At 70.4% G+C, this 19,218-nt stretch carries 11 protein-coding genes, 4 tRNA genes and 1 pseudogene; 8 read left to right on the top strand and 8 right to left on the bottom strand.

Annotation, left to right across the window (positions count from 1 at the left end):
* Positions 1 to 2 precede the first annotated feature (2 nt).
* Positions 3 to 1,403 carry an ATP-binding protein gene (locus MXD62_RS01365; protein WP_248827606.1) on the bottom strand — a complete coding sequence of 467 codons (1,401 nt, stop codon included), beginning with the start codon at positions 1,401 to 1,403 and terminating at the stop codon, positions 3 to 5.
* A gap of 707 nt (positions 1,404 to 2,110) precedes the next feature.
* On the opposite strand from MXD62_RS01365, the pseudogene MXD62_RS01360 reads away from it, so the two are divergent.
* Positions 2,111 to 2,660, top strand: a pseudogene (locus MXD62_RS01360) (DDE-type integrase/transposase/recombinase).
* Positions 2,661 to 2,822: 162 nt separating this feature from the next.
* Here the strand turns inward: MXD62_RS01360 and MXD62_RS01355 are convergent.
* From MXD62_RS01355 to MXD62_RS01335, 5 genes are all read right to left on the bottom strand, one after another.
* Positions 2,823 to 2,903, bottom strand: a tRNA-Phe gene (locus tag MXD62_RS01355).
* Between the two features lie 248 nt (positions 2,904 to 3,151).
* The gene (locus MXD62_RS01350) at positions 3,152 to 3,718 is read right to left on the bottom strand and encodes a DUF6036 family nucleotidyltransferase (protein ID WP_248827605.1); all 567 of its coding nucleotides are present in this window, start codon (positions 3,716 to 3,718) and stop codon (positions 3,152 to 3,154) included.
* A gap of 1 nt (position 3,719) precedes the next feature.
* Positions 3,720 to 4,139 (bottom strand): hypothetical protein, encoded by a 420-nt coding sequence (locus MXD62_RS01345; protein ID WP_235014263.1) that lies wholly within the window; start codon positions 4,137 to 4,139, stop codon positions 3,720 to 3,722.
* A 972-nt stretch (positions 4,140 to 5,111) separates the two neighbouring features.
* Positions 5,112 to 5,378 carry a DNA-binding protein gene (locus tag MXD62_RS01340; protein WP_071066635.1) on the bottom strand — a complete coding sequence of 89 codons (267 nt, stop codon included), beginning with the start codon at positions 5,376 to 5,378 and terminating at the stop codon, positions 5,112 to 5,114.
* Positions 5,375 to 6,070, bottom strand: a complete 696-nt coding sequence (locus MXD62_RS01335; RefSeq protein ID WP_248827604.1) for a hypothetical protein — start codon at positions 6,068 to 6,070, stop codon at positions 5,375 to 5,377. The genes MXD62_RS01340 and MXD62_RS01335 overlap by 4 nt, the downstream gene beginning before the upstream one ends.
* Before the next feature lie 569 nt (positions 6,071 to 6,639).
* Here MXD62_RS01335 and MXD62_RS01330 point away from each other — a divergent pair.
* Entirely contained in the window at positions 6,640 to 7,002 is a 363-nt protein-coding gene (locus tag MXD62_RS01330) for a type II toxin-antitoxin system RelE/ParE family toxin (RefSeq protein WP_248827603.1), read from the top strand.
* Positions 6,999 to 7,325: a helix-turn-helix transcriptional regulator gene (locus MXD62_RS01325; RefSeq protein WP_248827602.1), complete on the top strand. Its 327-nt coding sequence runs from the start codon at positions 6,999 to 7,001 to the stop codon at positions 7,323 to 7,325. The genes MXD62_RS01330 and MXD62_RS01325 overlap by 4 nt, the downstream gene beginning before the upstream one ends.
* A 581-nt stretch (positions 7,326 to 7,906) precedes the next feature.
* Here the strand turns inward: MXD62_RS01325 and MXD62_RS01320 are convergent.
* Positions 7,907 to 7,983: transfer RNA gene (locus MXD62_RS01320), tRNA-Phe, on the bottom strand.
* Between the two features lie 27 nt (positions 7,984 to 8,010).
* A tRNA-Asp gene (locus MXD62_RS01315) sits at positions 8,011 to 8,085 on the bottom strand.
* A gap of 415 nt (positions 8,086 to 8,500) precedes the next feature.
* Between MXD62_RS01315 and MXD62_RS01310 the strand changes: the two genes are divergently transcribed.
* The 5 genes from MXD62_RS01310 (at position 8,501) to MXD62_RS01290 (ending at position 18,398) form a co-directional block, all read left to right on the top strand.
* A complete protein-coding gene (locus MXD62_RS01310) occupies positions 8,501 to 12,472 on the top strand; it encodes an AAA family ATPase (RefSeq protein WP_248827601.1) in 3,972 nt (1,323 codons plus the stop codon).
* The gene (locus tag MXD62_RS01305; protein ID WP_248827600.1) at positions 12,473 to 14,689 is read left to right on the top strand and encodes a serine/threonine-protein kinase; all 2,217 of its coding nucleotides are present in this window, start codon (positions 12,473 to 12,475) and stop codon (positions 14,687 to 14,689) included.
* Positions 14,690 to 14,933: 244 nt separating this feature from the next.
* Complete coding sequence (locus tag MXD62_RS01300) at positions 14,934 to 17,246, top strand: ATP-binding protein (protein ID WP_248827599.1); 2,313 nt, start codon at positions 14,934 to 14,936, stop codon at positions 17,244 to 17,246.
* A 74-nt stretch (positions 17,247 to 17,320) separates the two neighbouring features.
* Entirely contained in the window at positions 17,321 to 18,193 is an 873-nt protein-coding gene (locus MXD62_RS01295; RefSeq protein WP_248827754.1) for a hypothetical protein, read from the top strand.
* Between the two features lie 129 nt (positions 18,194 to 18,322).
* A tRNA-Glu gene (locus MXD62_RS01290) sits at positions 18,323 to 18,398 on the top strand.
* The last annotated feature ends 820 nt before the right edge of the window (positions 18,399 to 19,218 follow it).

Raw genomic sequence — 19,218 nt, 5'->3', positions numbered from 1 at the left:
GACTACTCGCCTTCCTTGCTCGACGCATCGTCAGTCAGGGCGTGCTGGGTGCTCGTGGCCTCGCCGGAGACCGCGTTCTGGAACGCGGCGAGCCACAGTCCGGGTGGCGGTGACGGTGGCGGCGCGGCGGGAGCGAATGCGTCACTCGATACGGCCGGGGACGCAGCGGCGGACGTCTGCCCGCGCGGCGCCGTCAGACTGGGCTGGCTCTGGTTCCCGCCGAGCAGGCCGGTGGCGCTGCGCCTGCGCTGCGGCAGACCGTTACTTTTGATCTTGATGCTTTGCGACTCCTCCGGCTGCAGGGTTATGGCAGGTACCGGCTTGTTCGCTCGCGCCGTGACCGTGGGACCCGGAGGGGTCGCGGACAGCGGCACGGCGGTGGCCAGGTCGCGAGGGATGACCAGTACGGCGCGTACGCCGCCGTACGCCGAGGGCCGCAGCGAGACCTGGAAGCGGTGGGTCTGGGCGAGCCGGCCGACCACGGACAGGCCGAGGCGCGGGTTCTCGCCGAGGTCGGCGAGGTCGAGGCCCGACTTGACCTCGGCGAGAATCCGCTCGACGCGCAGCCGGGCCTCCTCACCGAGACCGACGCCGCCGTCCTCGATCTCGACCGCGATCCCGGCCTGTACCTCGACCGTGGACATGTGCACGCGGGTCTGCGGCGGCGAGTACCGGGTGGCGTTGTCCAGCAACTCGGCAAGCGCGTGGATGAGCGGTTCGACCGCAGGTCCCGAGATGGCCATCTCGACCACCGAGTGCAGTTCGACGCGCTGGTAGTCGGTGATCCGGGACATCGCCCCGCGCAGCACGTTGAACAGCGGCACCGGCTGTTGCCACTGCCGGCCGGGGCGGGATCCGCCGAGCACGGCAAGCGAGTCGGCGAGCCGGCCGATCAGCGCGGTGCCGTGGTCGAGGCGGAGCAGGTCGTCGAAGACGTCGGGGCTGCCGCCGTGCCGCTCCTCCATCTCACGCAGATCCTGGAACTGCTGGTGCACGATCGCCTGGACGCGGCGGGCGACGTTGACGAAGGCGCGCTGCGCGGAGTCGCGCAGGTCCTCTTCCGCCTTGACGGCTTCGAGGACCGAGCGGACCACGTCGTCGTGCGCCTTGATGAAGGCGGCGCCGAGGGCGGGCGGCTGACTCGAGCCGGACAGCGCCTCCTCGACCGAGTCGCCGCGGTGCAGCCGGCTGATCGCGGCGGGCAGCACCTCGATGGCGAGACGGCTGGTCTCAGCCTCCTGCATCTCCAGGCGGCGCACGAGCTCCTGCTCAGTGACGGCCTGCCGGCGGCGCAACTGGACGATCTCCTGCCCGCGGCGGTGGATCTCGGCGCAGGCCAGACCGACCGCGATCACCGCGACGAGGCCGCACACGGCGACGGCGCGCCGGGCGGGCGGGGTCACGAGGAGGACCGCGGCCACCGCGCAAAAGGCGGTCAGGGCAGCTGCTATCAGTGCACTGCGGATGACGGAGGAGCTACCTTGTGCGCCACGAGATGATGGTCGCTTGCGTTTCATTCGCAGAACCTTGGTCTGATCGTGGGCGTGTGTCGGTGACCGACGGGGCCGGGGAGAGGAGTCACGGGTGCGGCCCGCGGAGAGACTCGCGCGCCGACGAGGGCCCCGACGGCGATGTTCTGATAAAGCACGCGGCCGCCTTGTTCAGTGTTCGCGGTTCCGATGTCTCTCCGAACAGGCCTGACGTTATATCAGGCCGCAGACGCGACGAAAATGTGTCCGCGTCCCGGACGCTCCGGGCGCACGCCGGAGGGAACCGCCGTGGACCGGCGGATCCCTCATGTACGATGGCCCGTTACTTCGGCGAGTCGGATTCGGCGCAGGCTGGCGGGAAGACCCGGGCGTAGGGCGAGGCCTTCCGGCCGGATGGCATCCCATGATCGGATTTGCTGTTCGGTGAGCGGGGTGGCAACTTAAAAGATTTAAAGAACTCTGCGTCGGCGGGTTCACGGAGCGATTCTGCGCGTGGCTTGGCGGGGTGTGCCGCGAGAGAGAAAGCCCTGCTCACGGGGCTGGTAGCGGAAGCATCGATACGTCCATAACGGCTCTGTTGCATCCAGCCAGGGCAGACGGTCGCGCCGGGTGATCACTTGATGCGTCGAGGTGCGGTCGCTCCACCGGCGCCGGTGTGGGAGTTCGCCGGTTCCGGTTCCCGCCGGAGGTGATCGTGATGGCAGTGCGGTGGTGCCTGCTCTTCGCGCTGTCGCACCGGGGCGCCGAGGAACTGCGCGCCGAACACGGCCTCGACGCCGACCACGTAGCCGTGATATCGGTGGGTGCAGCGCTTCACACTCCCACTGGTCGAGGCAGCCCGGCCGTGGGGGGCTATCCTAGGGGCGCCGGCCGATCGAGATCACCATCGGCAAGGCCCCGGTCTACTTGCGGCTCCTCGACGAGCTACTCCCCGGCGTCTGCCATGTCGACGCCGCGCGGGAGAACAACCGGATCGAAGCCGACCACGGCCGGTTGAAAGCCCGGCTCCGGCCGATGCGCGACCTGAAACGCCTTCGCTCAGTCCAGACGATCAGCGCCGGACACGCCCTGGTCCAGAACATCCGCCGCGGCCACTACGAACTCGCCGCCGACACCAACCCAAGGCTGAGGCTGGCAGCCGCGTTCACTGAACTCGCCGCCGCCGTCTGATCGTCGGCAGGCTGGGGCTTCTGTCATGTGCTGGATCCCCCAAATGCAACAGAGCCGCCCAGCGAGCCCAGCCGATCAACCGGCGGTTCGTATTGTGCGAACTGTGCACCCAGCGAAGAGTTGAACGAAAGGCCAGGTCACACCGATAGTCACTGTGACCAGTGGGCAGGGGCGGGGTCGAACCGCCGACCTTCCGCTTTTCAGGTCAAAACGCCTAAACGCTATGCCGACCTGCGTTTTCCCGCGACCTCGATGAGCGTACCCGCGACAGGCGGATTGTCTTCAATCCTACGGTGGCAGATGGTCCGCTGCCCCGCCGGCGGGCAGGTCCGGGTTGCCGGGCCGTCCGCAGCGGCGGCTTCGGACAGACCAGGGTACGTCCACGATCGACGCATCGACTACGACTGCCGGATGGCCCGTAGGGCCGGGGTGGCGGGCACGGCCCCGGGCACACCGCCCGGCGGTACCGGGCGTCCCACGCTTGGGCCAACTCAGGCGGAGTCTCCGCCGTGGGCTGTGCCGTCGCTGTCGTCGTGGAGCGAATCGACGATCTCTTCGAGGAGGAACTGTACCTTTGCATCGATCGGGCGGCCGCGGTAGACGGACTGGACGAGGTCGAGGCCTTCGCTGACGGTGGTGTAGCCGAGCTTGCGATAAAGGAACGCGATGTCCTCGGCGTCGGCTTCGACGCGGGCTGCGAACAGCTTCATCGCAAGCAGGTACTCGGCGGAGGCAACGTCAACGGTGAGATGGTTGGCCTCGAAGTACCTGGTCGCGGCCGGATCCGGGCCAGGCAGGAAGCCTTTCACCGCGTCGTTGAGCCAGTCGGCCGGGAGGGCATGGCGCTCGGCGAGCGCGGAGGCCGCGGCGCGGACGACGTCGGTTGGCAGGAAAACGGCATCAAGATCGCGGGTGGATCGGGTCGCGTCATAGACGAGGGCGAGCGCGGCGCCGCCGACGAGAAAAAGGTCGGCCTTTGCGCCGCGCCGGCCCAGTTCGTCGTTGAGTTCCTGGAGCAGACTGGTGATCGACTCACGGCCGAGACCCGGGCTGGTCATGTCACGCCCGCTGGAGCGCGCCGCCGGTGATGAACACGCCCCGTTTGCGGAATGACAGCGGGGACTCGACCAACGCCCGAGGATGGAGGCCCTTCAGCGTGGTGACGAACCACCAGGGCACTGCCTCGAGTGCCGGGTCGCGCACCCATGGGGGGGTCTGCCAGCCGTCTCGACGGGCGAGGTGCTCTCCAAGCGCGGCGAGCGCCGCGTCCACTCGGCGGTCGCCGGACGGTCGTGGGCGGTCTGCCCACATCGCGCTCGCTGCTTCAGGGCCCTGGTGGCGCAGCACGCTGGTGTAGTCGTCGAGCATCTGTATAACTGCGTGCCGCCAGATGTCCTGCAGGCGGGACTCGGCCGCGACCATGCCAGCCGCGACCGCTGCGGCGTCGTCAACGGTCCGGAAGGCGTGCAACGAGTCCACGTCACTACAGTACGCCGTTGATCATGTCGTCTGCCTCGCAGAGTGGAGTCCACTCGCGCTCTGGAACCCCACCGGACGGACGGCTCCCGTTTGGCGGCGAGTCTGCGGGTGCTCTCGCCGTCCTGACAGCAAGCCGGCGGTCCTCCGGGCGCCGTCGGGCGCACCCTCAGCGATGGTCCGGCCGGCCACCACGTCGTCTGCCTGAGCGCATCGGTCACCAGCTCACGAGACTGCCCCGGCCGGTAGTGATGCCGCGCGGGTGTCAGATCGGGTGGTTCTCACCGCAGCGCACGTCGTCGCAGAACCAGACAGCCCGATTCTCGGCCCGATGTCGATACCGCTGTTCCCGTCAGGTTCGACACCGCCCGGACGGAGATCGCCAGCACGGCAGCCCCGTCGGCCCTGTGACGATCTCACACAAACGAGAAACCGCCGCAGGATACCTTGGCTAATTATCCCGAATCGGCACGAGTCCACGGAAGCCGACTCGAAGATCCTCGATCAGTACACGGCGCAAGCCGAAAAAGTTTTACTCTGTCCGGGCACTGCACAACCCGGAGCTCCGAGACTGATCTAGAGAAAACCCAGGTCAGGCAAGGGGTGAGTGGGCAGGGACGGGGACAACCCGAACCGCACCCCCACTGTCCCCGGTCCCACGACCAGCATCCCCGCTCACACAAACAGGTCGCCTACCAGCGGAAACGCACGGCGACGCCGTCGTACGGCGCCGCCCGCAATCCCGGCCGCCCCCAACGGCTGACCCCGTGGTGGGGGGGGGGGGGGGCGGCGCCCCCCCCCCCCCCCCCCCCCCCCCCCCCCCCCGACTCCGGGGATCCATCACCGCGATGATCGGCATGAACGCAACAAACGGCGCTCGATAGCGTGCTCTGCCGACGAGGCCACTGGCCGCGCGAGTTGACGGGTCGGCGCGAGGCCCCTTTGTCGTGATGCTCTTGATGCGTTCGATCGAATTTAGCCGGTGGTGTTCGCGAAGGCCGCGCCGCGACGCACGTCGTCGGGATGGACGGCGGGGCCGTTCACGTCGAGGGCGGCCAGGAGCGCGGCTGTCGGAACCTGGTAACGCCAGCCGAGCCGCATGACGCGGCACGGAAAGCGCTCCGCGTGGACCAGCTTGTAGGCGGTGTTGATCGAGATTCCGACGGCCCGCGCAGCAGTACGCAGGTCCACGACGGTCGGCAGGTCGAACAGCTCGGGGAAGGTGAGCCGCCGGTTCGTCACGCGGCCTCCCCGTCGGCGGGAGGCCCTGTCTGGCCCAGTGCCAGCCTCAGCCCGAGCCGCTGAGCGATGGCGCCGAGCCGCTCGCCTTCCACCCTGGCTGGATCGCCGCCGCTCTGCTCGACGGCCGGCGCAGTGTCATCGACCAGGCGCTGAAAGGCGGCGATCGCTCGTGACGCGTCGAAGGGGGAGGCGTCGAGTGCCTGTACAAGCTCGATGTCGGCGGTGGGCGTTTCACGCCGGGGGCGGGAAGCTGCACGCCGAACGTGCCGGTACGTGGTCGACCATAGCCAGGCGCCAAGCTCCGGCCGGTCAGGGTCTGCCGAGCGGGCCGTCGCGAGGAAGGCACTAACGGCTTCGGCCTCCAGCTCGGCCAGATCCGCCACGAATCCGAATCGGCGGCAATGCCAGCAGATCCTCCGAAGCCCAGGTGCCATCATCCAGATCGTGACCACGTCCCACGGGTCCTTCTTCTCGCGGCTGAGGCGGAGAAGACGCGACCAGACGGCGTCGCGTATTTCAGTCGGCACGTCAGGAGTCAACATGGTATCCCGTATCCTCTTGACAGAAACCTGCTCGGCCTGAGTGCCGCTGTCGAGGGACGGGACATCCACGGTGAGCTCCAGCATCGCGGGCGCGAGCATGACCTGGGCTTCGATGGAGTCGAGAACACGGTCGCGGAGCAGGATTGCCAAAACAGTTCCTCCTCGGGCTGACGGGGGTCTCTTTCTTGCGGCTATGTGCCGTCGCTGCGGTCGTGCCCAGTCCCAAATGGGGACATGTACGCCTTGCGGTGGTCTCGCCGTGGGCCCTCAACACATGAAGGTGATCAACGCATGCCACGGTCTGGCCGACTCGTCGCCAGGTGACAGATCCGAGGGGAGGCGGTCCGTTACGAGGACCCCGCCCCCTCCGGCCGGCGTGTTCGGCCTGTGGCAGGTCTCGTCGGCGGGCGATGGCAGCCCCCTCGACGAGACCGCGAGTCGTGCAGGTGGCCCGGGGTCTCGTGGCGCACGGCGCATTCGTCGGGATCGTGCGGCGGTCGGGGTCGTGGCCGCCAACCTGCCGATGGCACCGGCCCTGGGGCTGACGCTGGGATGATGGAAAACGTGGTAGAGCCCGCCTCGGGATCACGGGTCACGATCGAGACCGTCCCCCGCATGGCCCCGAGACGTGCAGCCGAAAGCGCGACCGGGGTGACGTGACCGGCCCACGTGACAGCAGTACACTTAGGTACTGAACCCTATCCTAAAAGGGACATGTCGTGACCTATCGCCTGGAGATCGTCAGCGAGGTCCGGGAGTGGCTGCATGACCTACGTCGAACAGACCGAAATACCGCGATCCTTGTCGGCCAGGCTGTGACCGCGCTTCTCGACGAAGGCCCCAGCCTGGGCCGGCCGCTCGTTGACCGGATCAAGGGCTCCCGACTCCACAACCTCAAGGAACTCAGACCCGCCTCGAGCGGAGCCAGCGAGGTCCGCATCCTGTTCGTCTTCGATCCCGAACGCCGCGCGGTCCTGCTCGTCGCCGGAGACAAGGCCGGGCAGTGGTCAGCCTGGTACGAACGGGCGATCCCGCTGGCCGAAGCCCGCTACGCCCTCCACCTCAAGGAGCGTGACATATGAGCACCGCCCACGGGTACGACAAAGACGGGTTCCTCGCCGAGTTCTTCCCCGAAGAGCACGACCGTCGCGAGGTCGAGGCGGGGGCCCAACGGCTCGTAGCGGAGAACCGCGCGCATCGGCTCGCCGAGATGCGTCGGCGCCTGGGCCTTACCCAGGCGGAAGTCGCCGACCGCATGCACGTCCGGCAGGAACGCGTCTCCGCCATCGAGCGGGCCAACGTCGACGCCAGCGAGCTACGCACCCTCGCCGCCTACGTCAAAGCACTCGGTGGACAGCTGGAGATCATCGCGGACTTCGGCGGGGAACGGCTCGTTATCGGCTGAAGGATGCCAGCCCGACCGCCACCCCCAGGACTACGGTCGACAGAGAACCACCGGTACTTCTGGAACCCTCAGGTACGCGGAGCGTGCGTTCGATCCAGTAGATGATGTTCCGGTCGGCGTGATCACTAGGCATCGTCCGAGGTCGGACCTGTTCCGCGACCGATCAGGGCCACGATTCCCCTCAGGCACGGGCCCCACCGACGGGGAAGGCACCTGGACATACACCGCGGCGGCGCGGCCACGGCTGCCCACGTCAGCGCTCCCCCCAGGCTGGCGGAAACCAGCCGTACCGGGCAAGCTGGGGTCCCCGAGCTGGGTATCGGCGCGACATACGACGGTCCGGCCCCGACCACCGAGGCCTTGACAGCCACGCCCAGGACGGCATTCAGTGACGAGACCCGCCCCCAGCGATTCGCATTACTAACACGATCCGCAACGACAGGGCCGCTGACAGCCGCGCTGGCCGCAAGGCTGTCCATCAGGGACGCAACATCAGTTTGCGTTGCAACATTCGCTGCCACATAGCGCTCTTCAAATGAGCGAATTTATCTCAACAAAGAGACAAAAAGTCTGGCCGGCGATGGTGGGCAGGGGCGGGGTCGAACCGCCGACCTTCCGCTTTTCAGGCGGACGCTCGTACCGACTGAGCTACCTGCCCATGTCTTGCGCTGTGTTGCCGATAACGCGGTCCCGACGGGATTCGAACCCGCGACCTCCGCCTTGACAGGGCGGCGTGAACTCCAGACTTCACCACGGGACCATGTGTCTATCTTCAGTTGTCGCTCTGGCCATCCTGAGTGGTCGTGCTACTCGCAGTGGACCAAGCCGGCTGGTCGTGCCCGGCTGCTCAGGAACTGGAGGTCATGCTACAGGACGATGCGACCCATCCGGGCTGTGGGGGGCAGGAAGTTTTCCTCGATACATGATCGATCAGCCCACCATGATCCTCGGTACGCACAGGGCCCCGGGCGAGGCCGCTCGCGGCCACCCTCAGACGGGTCCATCGCGGTGGCGTAGCAGGCGCCCGGGGCCGAGCCTGGGCCCAAGGACGGCGGTCTCCGACCGAGCGGCGGATGCCCTGTCGTCTAGGTAACTGGTGTGCGGTCAAAGTCCGCGATAGACCACAATCGGTGAGGTTGCCCGATCGGCCCACTGCCCCGGAGACGGGTGAGGTCATGACATCCGAGCATTCGGAGCGCGGCGGACCGCACGGTTCCGGTGAGGGTTCGCCGGGCGCCGCGGCCCGGCCGGACCAGCGGACCCTTCGGACGGCGGCCGGGAACGCGGCGGAGATGCGTACGCCGCCGCTGGTCGAGTCCCAGGCGGCGCCCACCCAGATCATCGACGGATACCCGTCGAAGCCACCGACCAGCGTCCCGCCGGCCGGTGCGTACTCGACGGCCTGCCCGTACCCGGGGCTGCGCGGCTTCGACGAGTCGAGTGAGCAGTGGTTCTTCGGGCGTGAGCGGATGGTCGCCGACCTGGTGGCGAGGGTCTCCTCGGAGGCGTCGAGGGTGGGGCCGCTGGTGCTCGTCGGCGCCTCGGGGTCGGGGAAGTCGTCACTGCTGCGTGCCGGGCTCCTGCCCGCCCTCGCGCGCGGAGCGCTTCCCGGCTCGCGTGGCTGGCCACGGCTGGTGATGACACCGGGCGAGCACCCGCTCGAGGCGCTCGTCCAGCGTGTCGTCGAGGCGACCGGGATGCCGACGATGGCGCGGATGCTGGGTGACAGCCTGCGCCGGGAGCCGGAGCGGCTCAGCGAGATCGTCCGTGAGCTGCTCGCCGCGCGCGCCACGCCTCGGTCTGCGCCGCACGAGCCGCGGATGGTGATCGCGGTCGACCAGTTCGAGGAGGTTTTCACGCTCTGCGCGGACCAGGCCGAGCGGGAGGCCTTCGTCCGGGCCCTGTGCGCGACCGCGGCGGGCAGTGCGGTCGTCGTGATCGGCCTGCGGGCGGACTTCTACGGGGCGTGCGCCTCCTTCCCCGAGCTCGTCGAGGTTCTGCAGGTCAATCAGGTGGTGGTCGGGCCCATGGCGGCCGCCGACATCCGCGAGATCGTGGTGAATCCGGCTCGTGCCGCGGGTGGGGACGTCGAGCCCGGGCTTGTCGAGCTCGTCCTGCGCGATCTCGGCGCCGCCGCCGGCACGGGGATCACCGGAAGCGACCAGGGCACCGGCCACGGCAGCGGTCGCAGCCCCGAGCTCGTCTCCAACCTCAGCTCCGGGTTCGTGGCTGATCCGGGCTCGCTGCCACTGCTCGCGCACGCGCTGCGCGCGACCTGGTTCGCCCGTGCGGGCGAGGCGCTCACCGTCGCCGATTATCTGCGTGTCGGCGGGCTGACCGGGGCCATCGCCCAGACCGCCGAGGCGGCCTACACGAGTCTGGACGGGGCCGCCCAGCAGGCCGTCCGGCCGCTGCTGATGCGCATGATCCGGCTTGGTGAGAACGGCGCGGACACCCGGCGGCGGGTGCGGCGGGCGGCGCTGCTCGCGGAGGTGCCGGGGCCGGAGTCGGCGACCGTCCTGGACGCGCTGGTAGCCGCCCGTCTCGTCGAGGCCGATGCCGACGGGGATCAGGACGGTCTGCAGATCGCGCACGAGGCGTTGCTGCGTTCCTGGCCACGGCTGCGCGAGTGGATGGACCTGGACCGCGCCGGCGCCGTGGCGTTGCAGCAGCTGCGCGACGCCGCCGAGGTGTGGGAGCGGGGCGGGCGGGATCCGTCCTACCTTTTCGCCGGTTCGCGTCTCGCCGCGGCCCGCGACTGGATGGACGACGACCTGGACGTCGATGCGACGACCAGGCAGTTCTTCGACGAGAGTGTCCGCGCGGAGGCCGAGCAGCAGCGGGCGGCGGCGCGCCGGTCCCGCAGGCTGCGCCAGCTCGCGGCGGCGCTGGCCGTCCTGCTGCTCGTCGCCGTGTCGCTGGCGGGCCTGACGTTCCAGCAGAGCGCCTCGTCGGGGCGGGCTCGGGACCAGGCGCTCTCGCAGCGGATCGCGACGCAGGCGGAGGCTGCCAGGCGTAACAATCCGGCGCTGGCCGCCCAGCTCAGCCTGGTCGCGCTGCGCACGGCGGACACGCCGGAGGCACGCGGGGCCGTCCTGTCGTCGTTCAACGGCGGTAGCGGGGTGCCGACTCGGTACCAGGCGCACACCAAGTCGGTCGGGACGGTCGCCTACAGCAGGGACGGCCGCCTGCTCGCGACGGGCAGCGACGACTGGACAGCCGCGGTCTGGGACGCGACCGATCCGCGGCGGCTCACGCCACTCGCACGCATCCCGGACGAACGCGGTGGCGGGCATGGCAGGGCGGTGAAGGCGGTGGCCTTCAACCGGGACGGGACGGTGCTGGCGACCGGCGGCGCCGACGGTCTGGCCAAGCTGTGGGACATCACCGACCGGGCCCGACCGCGCCTGCTGGCGACCCTGCCGAAGGCGGATTCGGAGGTCTACGGCCTGGCGTTCGATCCGACGTCTGATCGTCTCGCCGTCGGTGGCTACGGGAAGTCGGCGTACATCTACGACGTCTCCGATCCGGCGCGCCCGGGGAAGAAGGGGCAGCTCTTCCTGCACCTGGCGCAGGTGGTGGCGCTGGAGTTCAGCCCGGACGGCGCGTTCCTGATCGCCGGGGACGAGGGCGGTTCCGCCCTGCTGTGGTCGGTCAGTGATCCGAGCAACCCGAGGCCGCTCAAGGTGCTCGTCGAGGACGGCGGCCCGAGCGCGGACGGCGCGGGCCCGATCCGGTCGGTCACCTTCGGCGGCGACGGCCACACGGTCTACACCGCCGGGGACGGCGGCTACGTCCGCAAGTTCTCCGGGCCGGACCTGCCGCGTCTGGAGTACGACGGCCGGGCGGGGACCGGGGACGCGCCGATGACCGGCCTCGCCGTGGACCCGGTCAGCGGCCTGGTCGGCGTGGGCGGGTTCCGGTACGTCGGAGTTCCGATTTTCGATGTGGACGTCGACCAGTACAGCCTGACCTTCCTCGACGAGGGCGCCACGGTCTGGGATGTGGCCTTCAGCCCGGACGGCCGCCGGCTCGCGTCGGTCTCGGTGGACGGCTCGCTGCGGGTCTGGGAGATGCCCGGCCCGGCACTGATCGGGCGCGACGGCGCGCAGGAGGACGCCGTCGTCAACCCGGTCACCGGCATCGTAGCGATCACCACCGACAAGGCGGTCGAGCTGTGGGACGTCGATGATCCTTACGCGCCCCGCCGGCTGCACGTGCTCACCGACGTGATCGTGGACGAGTACGACCCGACGGGCTCGTCGGCCTTCAGTCCGGACGGGAACGTGCTCGCGGTGGGCACGGGCAAGAACATCGTCTTCTACGACGTCCGCGACCCCGCGAAGCCGTCCCGGATCTCGGACGTGCCGGGGCCGGCCGGTGGCACCGCGGAGCTGTTGTTCAGCCCGGACGGTAGGACCCTGGCGCTCGGCGGCCTGAACTCCCCGCCGGAGCCGGCGTTCCAGGCCAGGGTCGAGACCTGGGACGTCACCGATCTCTCCCGGCCGCGGCGGCTCGCGTCGCTGATCGCGCACCGCTCATCCGTCCGTGACCTGACCTTCTCACCGGACGGCCGGACCCTGGTGAGCGCGGCCGAACGATCGGTGAAGCTCTGGGATGTGACGGACCCGCGACGGCTCCGGCTGGTCTCGGAGCTGCCCGAGTTCCCCGGCGGGGTCTGGGAGGTGCGCTTCTCCCCCGATGGCAGGACGCTCGCGGCCGGCGGGGCCAACCCGTTCGCGACGCTGTGGGACGTGACCCGCCTGGACGCGCCGCGTCAGATCGCGGACCTGCCGGGCCATTCGACGTCCGTGACCAGCGTCGCGTTCAGCCCGGACGGCACGCAGCTCGCCACCGGCAGCAACGACAACACCGTGCAGGTCTGGGACGTTACGGAACGCGACTCCCCGACGCTCATCGAGAAGCTCGCGCGCTCGGCCGGCAGTGAGGCCGGTATCGGGGAGATCCTCTACACCCTGGACGGCAAGAAGCTGGTCGGTGTGATCTTCACCGTGCCCGCGGTGGTGTGGGACCTTGATGTCGACCGGGTGCGGGCCCGGATCTGCGAGCGGGCGGGGGTGGGCATCACGGCCGCGGAGTGGCGCCGTTTCCTACCGGATCTGCCCTACGATCCGGTCTGTGGGTGATTGTTCCGCCGCCTCGGCGGCGTCGGCGGCCAGTCTGATGTGATCGTCGACCGCGCGCACATCGAGGCGGCGCTGCCCGGCTACGAGGTCGGCGACCTGATCGGGACGGGCGGGTTCGGCCTGGTGTTCGCCGCCCGGCACGTCCGGCTCGAGCGGCCGGCCGCGATCAAGATCCTGGTGCCGGAGATGGCCGACTCCGAGTCGGAGCTCGGGGTGGGCCGGGAGGTCTTCGCCGCGGAGGCGCGCCTGCTCGCCCGGCTCACGCATCCGCACATCGTCCGCGTCTTCGACTACGTCGAGCGGCGCGACCTCTGCATGATCGTCATGGAGCTCTGCGCCGGCGGGACCCTGCGCGCCCGCGCCTCGCGCGGGCTGGCGATGGCGGAGGTGGTCGCGTTCGGCCTGGCGATGGCCACCGCGCTGGACGCGGCGCACCGCAGCCAGGTGATCCACCGCGACATCAAGCCCGACAACGTGCTCTTCACCTCCGACCACACCCTGAAGATCACGGACTTCGGCATCGCGAAGATCGTCGAGACGACGACGGGCCGCGGCAACACGATCGTCGGCACACCCGTCTACATGGCGCCAGAGCAGTTCACCGGGGCCCCGCTGCGGCCGGCGACCGACCTGTACGCGCTCGGGACGGTTCTCTACGAGCTGCTGTCGGGGCAGACACCGTTCTCCCGCCGGCTCTCCCCCGTCGAGCTCGCGGAGCAGCACCTGCGCGGCTTCCGGCCGCCGCCACCCGGATCGACGCCGCCGGCGATCGGCGGGGTCGTGGTACGGGCGCTCGACCCCGACCCGGCGCGACGCCAGCAGAGCGCGCTCGACTTCGCGCTCGAGCTCGCCGCCGCGGCCGCGCGGGATTTCGGCCCCGGCTGGCTGTCGGCCTGCCCCGTCCCGGTCCATCTGCCGGACGTCGTCCTCATCGCCGCGACCGCGTCGACTCAGGCCGGACCCGCGCCAGCGCACGCCGGACCGGCGTCAGCACAGGCCGGACCCGACATCGCCGCGCCCGCCGACACCGCCGCCTCCCCCGACACGACCGCCCCCACCGAGGGCCCCGTCCTTCTACCCAGGGGCCGGGACACCGCGGCGGATCAGGAAACCAGCACCGCGAACTCACCCCTCACCCGGCGCCAAGGCCTGCTGCGGCGGTGGGCGGGACGGCGCTCGCCCCGTGACGAGCAACCCGCGACCGGCCCGCCGGGGCGGGGCGGCCGTCCCGCCCCTGCGGGCCGCGCCGTCGTGCACCTGCGAGTGGAGAGCCCGTTCGCGCTGGCGGTCGCCCCGGACGGCGCACTGTACGTCTCACAACCGCTGGCGCACCGGGTCCTGCGCGTCGACGCCGCGGACGCCGCGCCCGGCACGAGCAAAGGCGGAACCCCCCGGCCGGCAGCATCCCGGGTGACGGCGTTCCAGGTAACGGCGTCCCAGACCGTGGTGGCCGGGACGGGCAAGGCCGGGCGGGCCGGGGACGGCGGCCCCGCCACCGCCGCGGAGCTGGACAGTCCAGCCGGCCTCGCGGTGACCGAGGACGGCGCCCTGCTGATCGCGGACTGCTTCAACGACCGCATCCGCCGGGTCGACCCGGACGGGACGATCACCACCGTGCCGACGCCCGCAGCGCTGCGCCGGCCGCGCGCGGTGACGACCGGCCCCGGCGGCGTCCTCCTCATCGCGGACACCGACAGCCACCGGGTCTGGCGGCTCGGGCCGGGTGAGACGGCACGGGTGATCGCCGGCACCGCCGAACCGGGTTACTCCGGCGACGGCGGGCCGGCCACGCGGGCCGCGATCGGACGTCCACAGGCTCTCGCGGTGGACGGCGCGGGGCGCCTGCTCATCGCCGACCCGGACCAGCGGCGGATCCGGCGCGTCGACCACGCGGGACGCATCGGGACCATGGCCGGCACGGCGTACGGCGGCCGGCCCGCGGCCGATGGCGCACCGGCGACCGGCACCGACGTGGGCACCCCGACCGGACTCGCGGTCGGGCCTGACGGCACCGTCTATCTGGCTGATCCCGCCGGGGACCGGGTGCTGGCGATCCACCCGGACGGCAGGGTCGCCGTCGCCGCGGCGCGGTCGGGCGAGGTGCCCGTGCTCGATCCGAAGCAGGTCGCCGTGGGTCCCGACGGGACGCTTTACATCGCTCAGCCGGGCCGGCACCGGATAACCGCTGTGGCCCCTGCGTACCTCCCGCGCTTCTGACTGTCTCGCAGGGGCACATGTGGGACCACGGGGGTTCTCCTTTCACTCGACCGCGGAACGGAGCAAGATGAGGCGCCGTGGGGAAGTTCGTCACTAGAAGTACTTATTTAAGCACTCAAACAGCATTTTATGCGGCGAGATACGAGGTCATACGGACGATTCACGTTCGGATGACACTCGTACACGCGTCTGAGAGCCGGGCACCCGCCACGGCGCGGCCGCCCCTGGGCACGGACCACAGCCCGTGAACGGCTCGGCCACGGCGACCCTGGCCAACGCCGCGACGACGGCCTCCTACCTCGCGATCTGCCTGTCGATCGCGCGTGGCCTGTGGCGGTCGGGCCAGTGGCGCAACAACCCGCTCGGCCTGGCCACCGCCGCCATCTTCTTCACCTGCGCGATCGGGCACGGCTCGCACATCCTCCAACTCCCGCACGCCACCGGCCCGGCCGCGCACGGTGGGCACAGCGGCAGCGGGCATGGTGGCGGCGGGCCCGCGGGGCCGGCCGGCCGCACTCTGATCGACGTCCAGTTCCTCACCACCACCTGGGACGTCGTCACTGCAACCGTCGGCGTCTGGTACTGGACGCTACGGAGTCGCTTCCCGGCTCTCGTTCGCGGTACCGCGCTCTTCGAGGATCTTCGTCTGCGAGAGGCCACACAGCAGACCCTGCGCGAAAGCGAGGAGCGCTACCGCGGCATCGTCGAGACGACGGCCGACGGCGTCGTCCTGCTCGGCCCGGACGGGCACATCACCTACCGCAACGCACGGTTCGCCGCCATCGTCGGAGGGACACCGCTGGGCACCCGGTTCACGGACCTGGTGTCCGACACCGACCGCGCCGAGATCACGGCCGCGCTGGACGCGGTGCGAGCCGGCGCCGTCCGCCGCCTCGAGATCGCGCTGCGGCACTCCGACGCCCGCAAGGTCTGCGCCCAGGTCGCGCTCACCGCCCGGCTCGGGCCGGCCGGCACCGTCGACGGGACGCTCGCGATCGTCACCGACGTCACCGAGCAGAAGAACATCGAGGCCCAGCTGCGTCAGGCCCAGCGGCTCGACGCCCTCGGCCAGCTCGCCGGCGGCATCGCGCATGACTTCAACAACCTGCTCACCGTCATCGACGGCTACGCCACGCTCGTGCTGGCGCGCGGCGATCTCGACGAGGGCGTCCAGCGCGACCTGACCGCCGTGCGGGACGCGGCCGCGCGCGCCACCGGCCTGACGAGCCAGCTCCTCGCCTTCTCCCGCACAGTCGACGTCCGCCCCGGACCGGTCGACCTCAACGACCTGGTACGCGGGCTCGAGGAGATGCTGCGCCGCCTCATCCGCGAGGACATCGAGCTGGTCGTGATGCCCTCGGCGCGGCCCGCGACCGTGCGCGTCGACCGCGGGAAACTCGAGCAGGTTCTGGTCAACCTGGTCGTCAACAGCCGGGACGCGATGCCCGACGGCGGGCGGCTGTTCATCCGGGTGATCGTCGTCGACGACGTCGCCTCCGCGTCCCACCCCGACGTCCCACCGCGGCGGCTGGTGCGGCTGACCGTGGCCGACACCGGGCACGGCATGCCCGAGCACGTCCGCGCGCGCATCTTCGAGCCCTTCTTCACCACCAAGGACCCTGGCAAGGGAACCGGCCTCGGGCTGGCGACCGTGTACGGGATCGTGCGCCAGGCCGAGGGCACCGTCGAGGTCGACTCCGTCCCGGGACTCGGCGCCACGTTCCGGGTCGACCTCCCCGCGTTCGTCGAACCCACTCTCAACGAACCCGCGCTCACCGAACCGGCGCTCACCGACGCCCCGCTCACCGGACCCGGCGCCGCCGCAGTCGGTCTCCGCGACCCCGACCGACACCCGCCCGGCCGACACGGGCCCGGTCTCCCGTCGGCCGGCGCTGTCGCCACGACAGCCGGCGGAGCGGTCGAGGACCACGCCCGGGGCGACACCGGCGCCGACCTGAGCGGCCGGCCGCTCGGCGCGGTCAGGACGAACCGCCCCACCCCGGGGGGCGCGCCGGGGCGATCAGCCGCGCCGAACGACCGGCACCGGCCAGACGCCGCCCGGCACGCCTGGAGTTGCGCGACCATCCTGCTCGCCGAGGACGACGACGCCGTCCGCCGCCTGGCCGAGCGGGTGCTGCGCGGTGCCGGCTACCGGGTGGTGTCCGCGGCCGACGGCCGGGCGGCACGGACGCTCGCCCGCCGGCTGACCTCCGTCGATCTGCTCGTCACGGACGTGATCATGCCCGGCCGCAACGGCCGTCAGCTCGCCGAGGAACTGACCCGGATGTTCCCGGGCCTGCCCGTCGTCTTCACCTCCGCCTACAGCCGCGGGATGCTCGCCGACGGTGGTGGTGACCTCGGCGTGGCCTACCTGCCCAAGCCGTTCACCCCCACGAGCCTGACCGAGACCGTTCGCGCCGCGCTGGCCGTCCGCCGTCCCGCCGCCCTCGCCCCCGCCGGACCGGTGCGGCTCCCCGCCGCCCCACCCGCGCCCCCGCGCGTGACCGGGGCACCGGTGGGCCGCCACCGCGAACGCCGGCCGCGTCGAGAGTCCTGACGACATCCACCTCGGCAACCCCGCCGGGACGTGAAGATGGAGGCGTGACCGACGAAGGAGCGAGCGACGGCACCATGCGGGACGGAACAGCACGGGACGGAACAGAGCAGGAGCGGTCCGACGGGCGGAGCGCAGCCGTGCCGGGCTTCCTCCCGAGCGCCCACGCCTTCGGCTTCACCAACTCCTTCCCCCGCCAACCCGTCCTGCGGATCCCGGTCGCGGGCCTCGGCGCGGTGCCGATCGGGGACGCCAGCCGTGGCCTGTGCGGCGGGATGATCTACGCCGTCCGCGACATGTTCGAGTTCGGCGTGGCGCCTCCGGAGATCACCAGCCCACCGGCCGCCGGGACGCCCCTCTACCGCTACATCGTGCGCCGGCTCTTCGACAGCTTCGACATCCCGCGCGGGGTCTACCGCTACTACCGCCTGACCAGCGCGGCCGACACCGACCTGCCTCGCGGCCCGCTGACCCGCCCCGGCGTCGGGCGGATCAGCGTCGACCGGGAATGGCCGCGGATCCGCCTCGACCTGGATCGCGGTCTGCTCTGCCCGCTCGGCGTCATCACCGTCCACTCGGCCGACCCGCTGCGCCTCGGCCTCAATCACCAGGTCCTCGCCTACGCGTACGAGCAGCGCGGAAACCGGGTCAGGCTGCGGGTCTACGACCCGAACACACCCCGGGCGAGATCCGACGACGTCACCCTGTCATTCGACATCACGCCGCCACTCGAAGTCCCGTTCCCCCGCCCGGCGGCACCGCCGCACGGGACCACTCCGACCACATCGGCCGCATCGGCCGCGCCGGTGACCATCGAACACACGATCTCGATCGGCGGACGTCCGGTACGCGCGTTCTTCCGGTCGCGCTACCGCCGGGTCGACCCACGCCCCGCGCTCAGCCTGCCCCCGGGACCCGCGGCCGCCCCGCCAAAGCCTCCGCCGGCATGATCGACGCCGCGTCCTCCGACCAGCGTCGACGGCACGCGTTTGTCGGCGGAGCGGACGATCCCCTATGCTTGCCCTGTTCTGAAGCCCGGTGCTGTGGTGGATCATCCGCTGCCGCACCTCCGGTTCGCTGCCCCCATCGTCTAGCGGCCCAGGACGTCGCCCTTTCAAGGCGGTAGCACGGGTTCGAATCCCGTTGGGGGCACCAAGCAGACCCGCGCATGATCCTTTCAGGGATCTGCACGGTCACAGCCACTTCCTCCTTCTCGATCTTGCCAGGGACCTCTCGGACCGCCCTGACCGCGTCGACGCCGACGCGAGCAGCGGTCGGTATGGTCTCGCCAGTCAGGGTTACCCGGCAAGTTGCGATGTTAGTCGCGCGGTTGTAGCGGACTTCGAGCCGAAGGGCCTCGAAGAGCCGGCGAGAGAGGTCCTCAGGCAGCTCTTCGAGGTCGACGGCCCCCACCGGCAGCGCCCGCAGCAACTCGGGATTGGGCGCCGCCGCTTCCTCATCCTCAAGATCGGCCAACTTCTGCTGTAGGGCTTCTCGCTCGGACCCCAGCTCGATCCGCCGCTCCGCGATGTCGCGGGCCATGTCCTGGTCCGGGCTGTCGACAAGCTCGAAGTTACGTAGCAGCCGCTTGCCGCGGGCCTCAGTGTCAGCGATGGCGCGGTGCAGAGCCGCGACCTGCCGTTCCCGATCATGCTCGCGGGTCGCGTCCACTGCCTTCAGATGAGAGTCGACAAGATCCAAACGGTACTCGCCGCACACCCGCTCAGCCAGAAACGCGTTGATCCCGTCGACAAGGTCGTCTTCGCGGAGCCAGATATCTGCCTCCCGCGGATGCCCGGCCGGGACGTAGCTGCCCTTCCGGGCACAGACGTAGTAGCCGACACCGCGCGGAGCTCGACCCATCATTCTGCGTCCGCACAGGTCGCAGAACACATACCGACGATTAATGTGTGGTGTTAATGGGTCTGGTGATGGCTGGTGGTGGGCGGGTACATCTTTTGCTATGAGGTATGCG

Source organism: Frankia sp. Mgl5 (assembly GCF_023242985.1).
GTDB classification, from domain to species: Bacteria; Actinomycetota; Actinomycetes; order Frankiales; family Frankiaceae; genus Parafrankia; species Parafrankia soli.
This window is presented reverse-complemented; position numbering and strand designations above follow the sequence as displayed.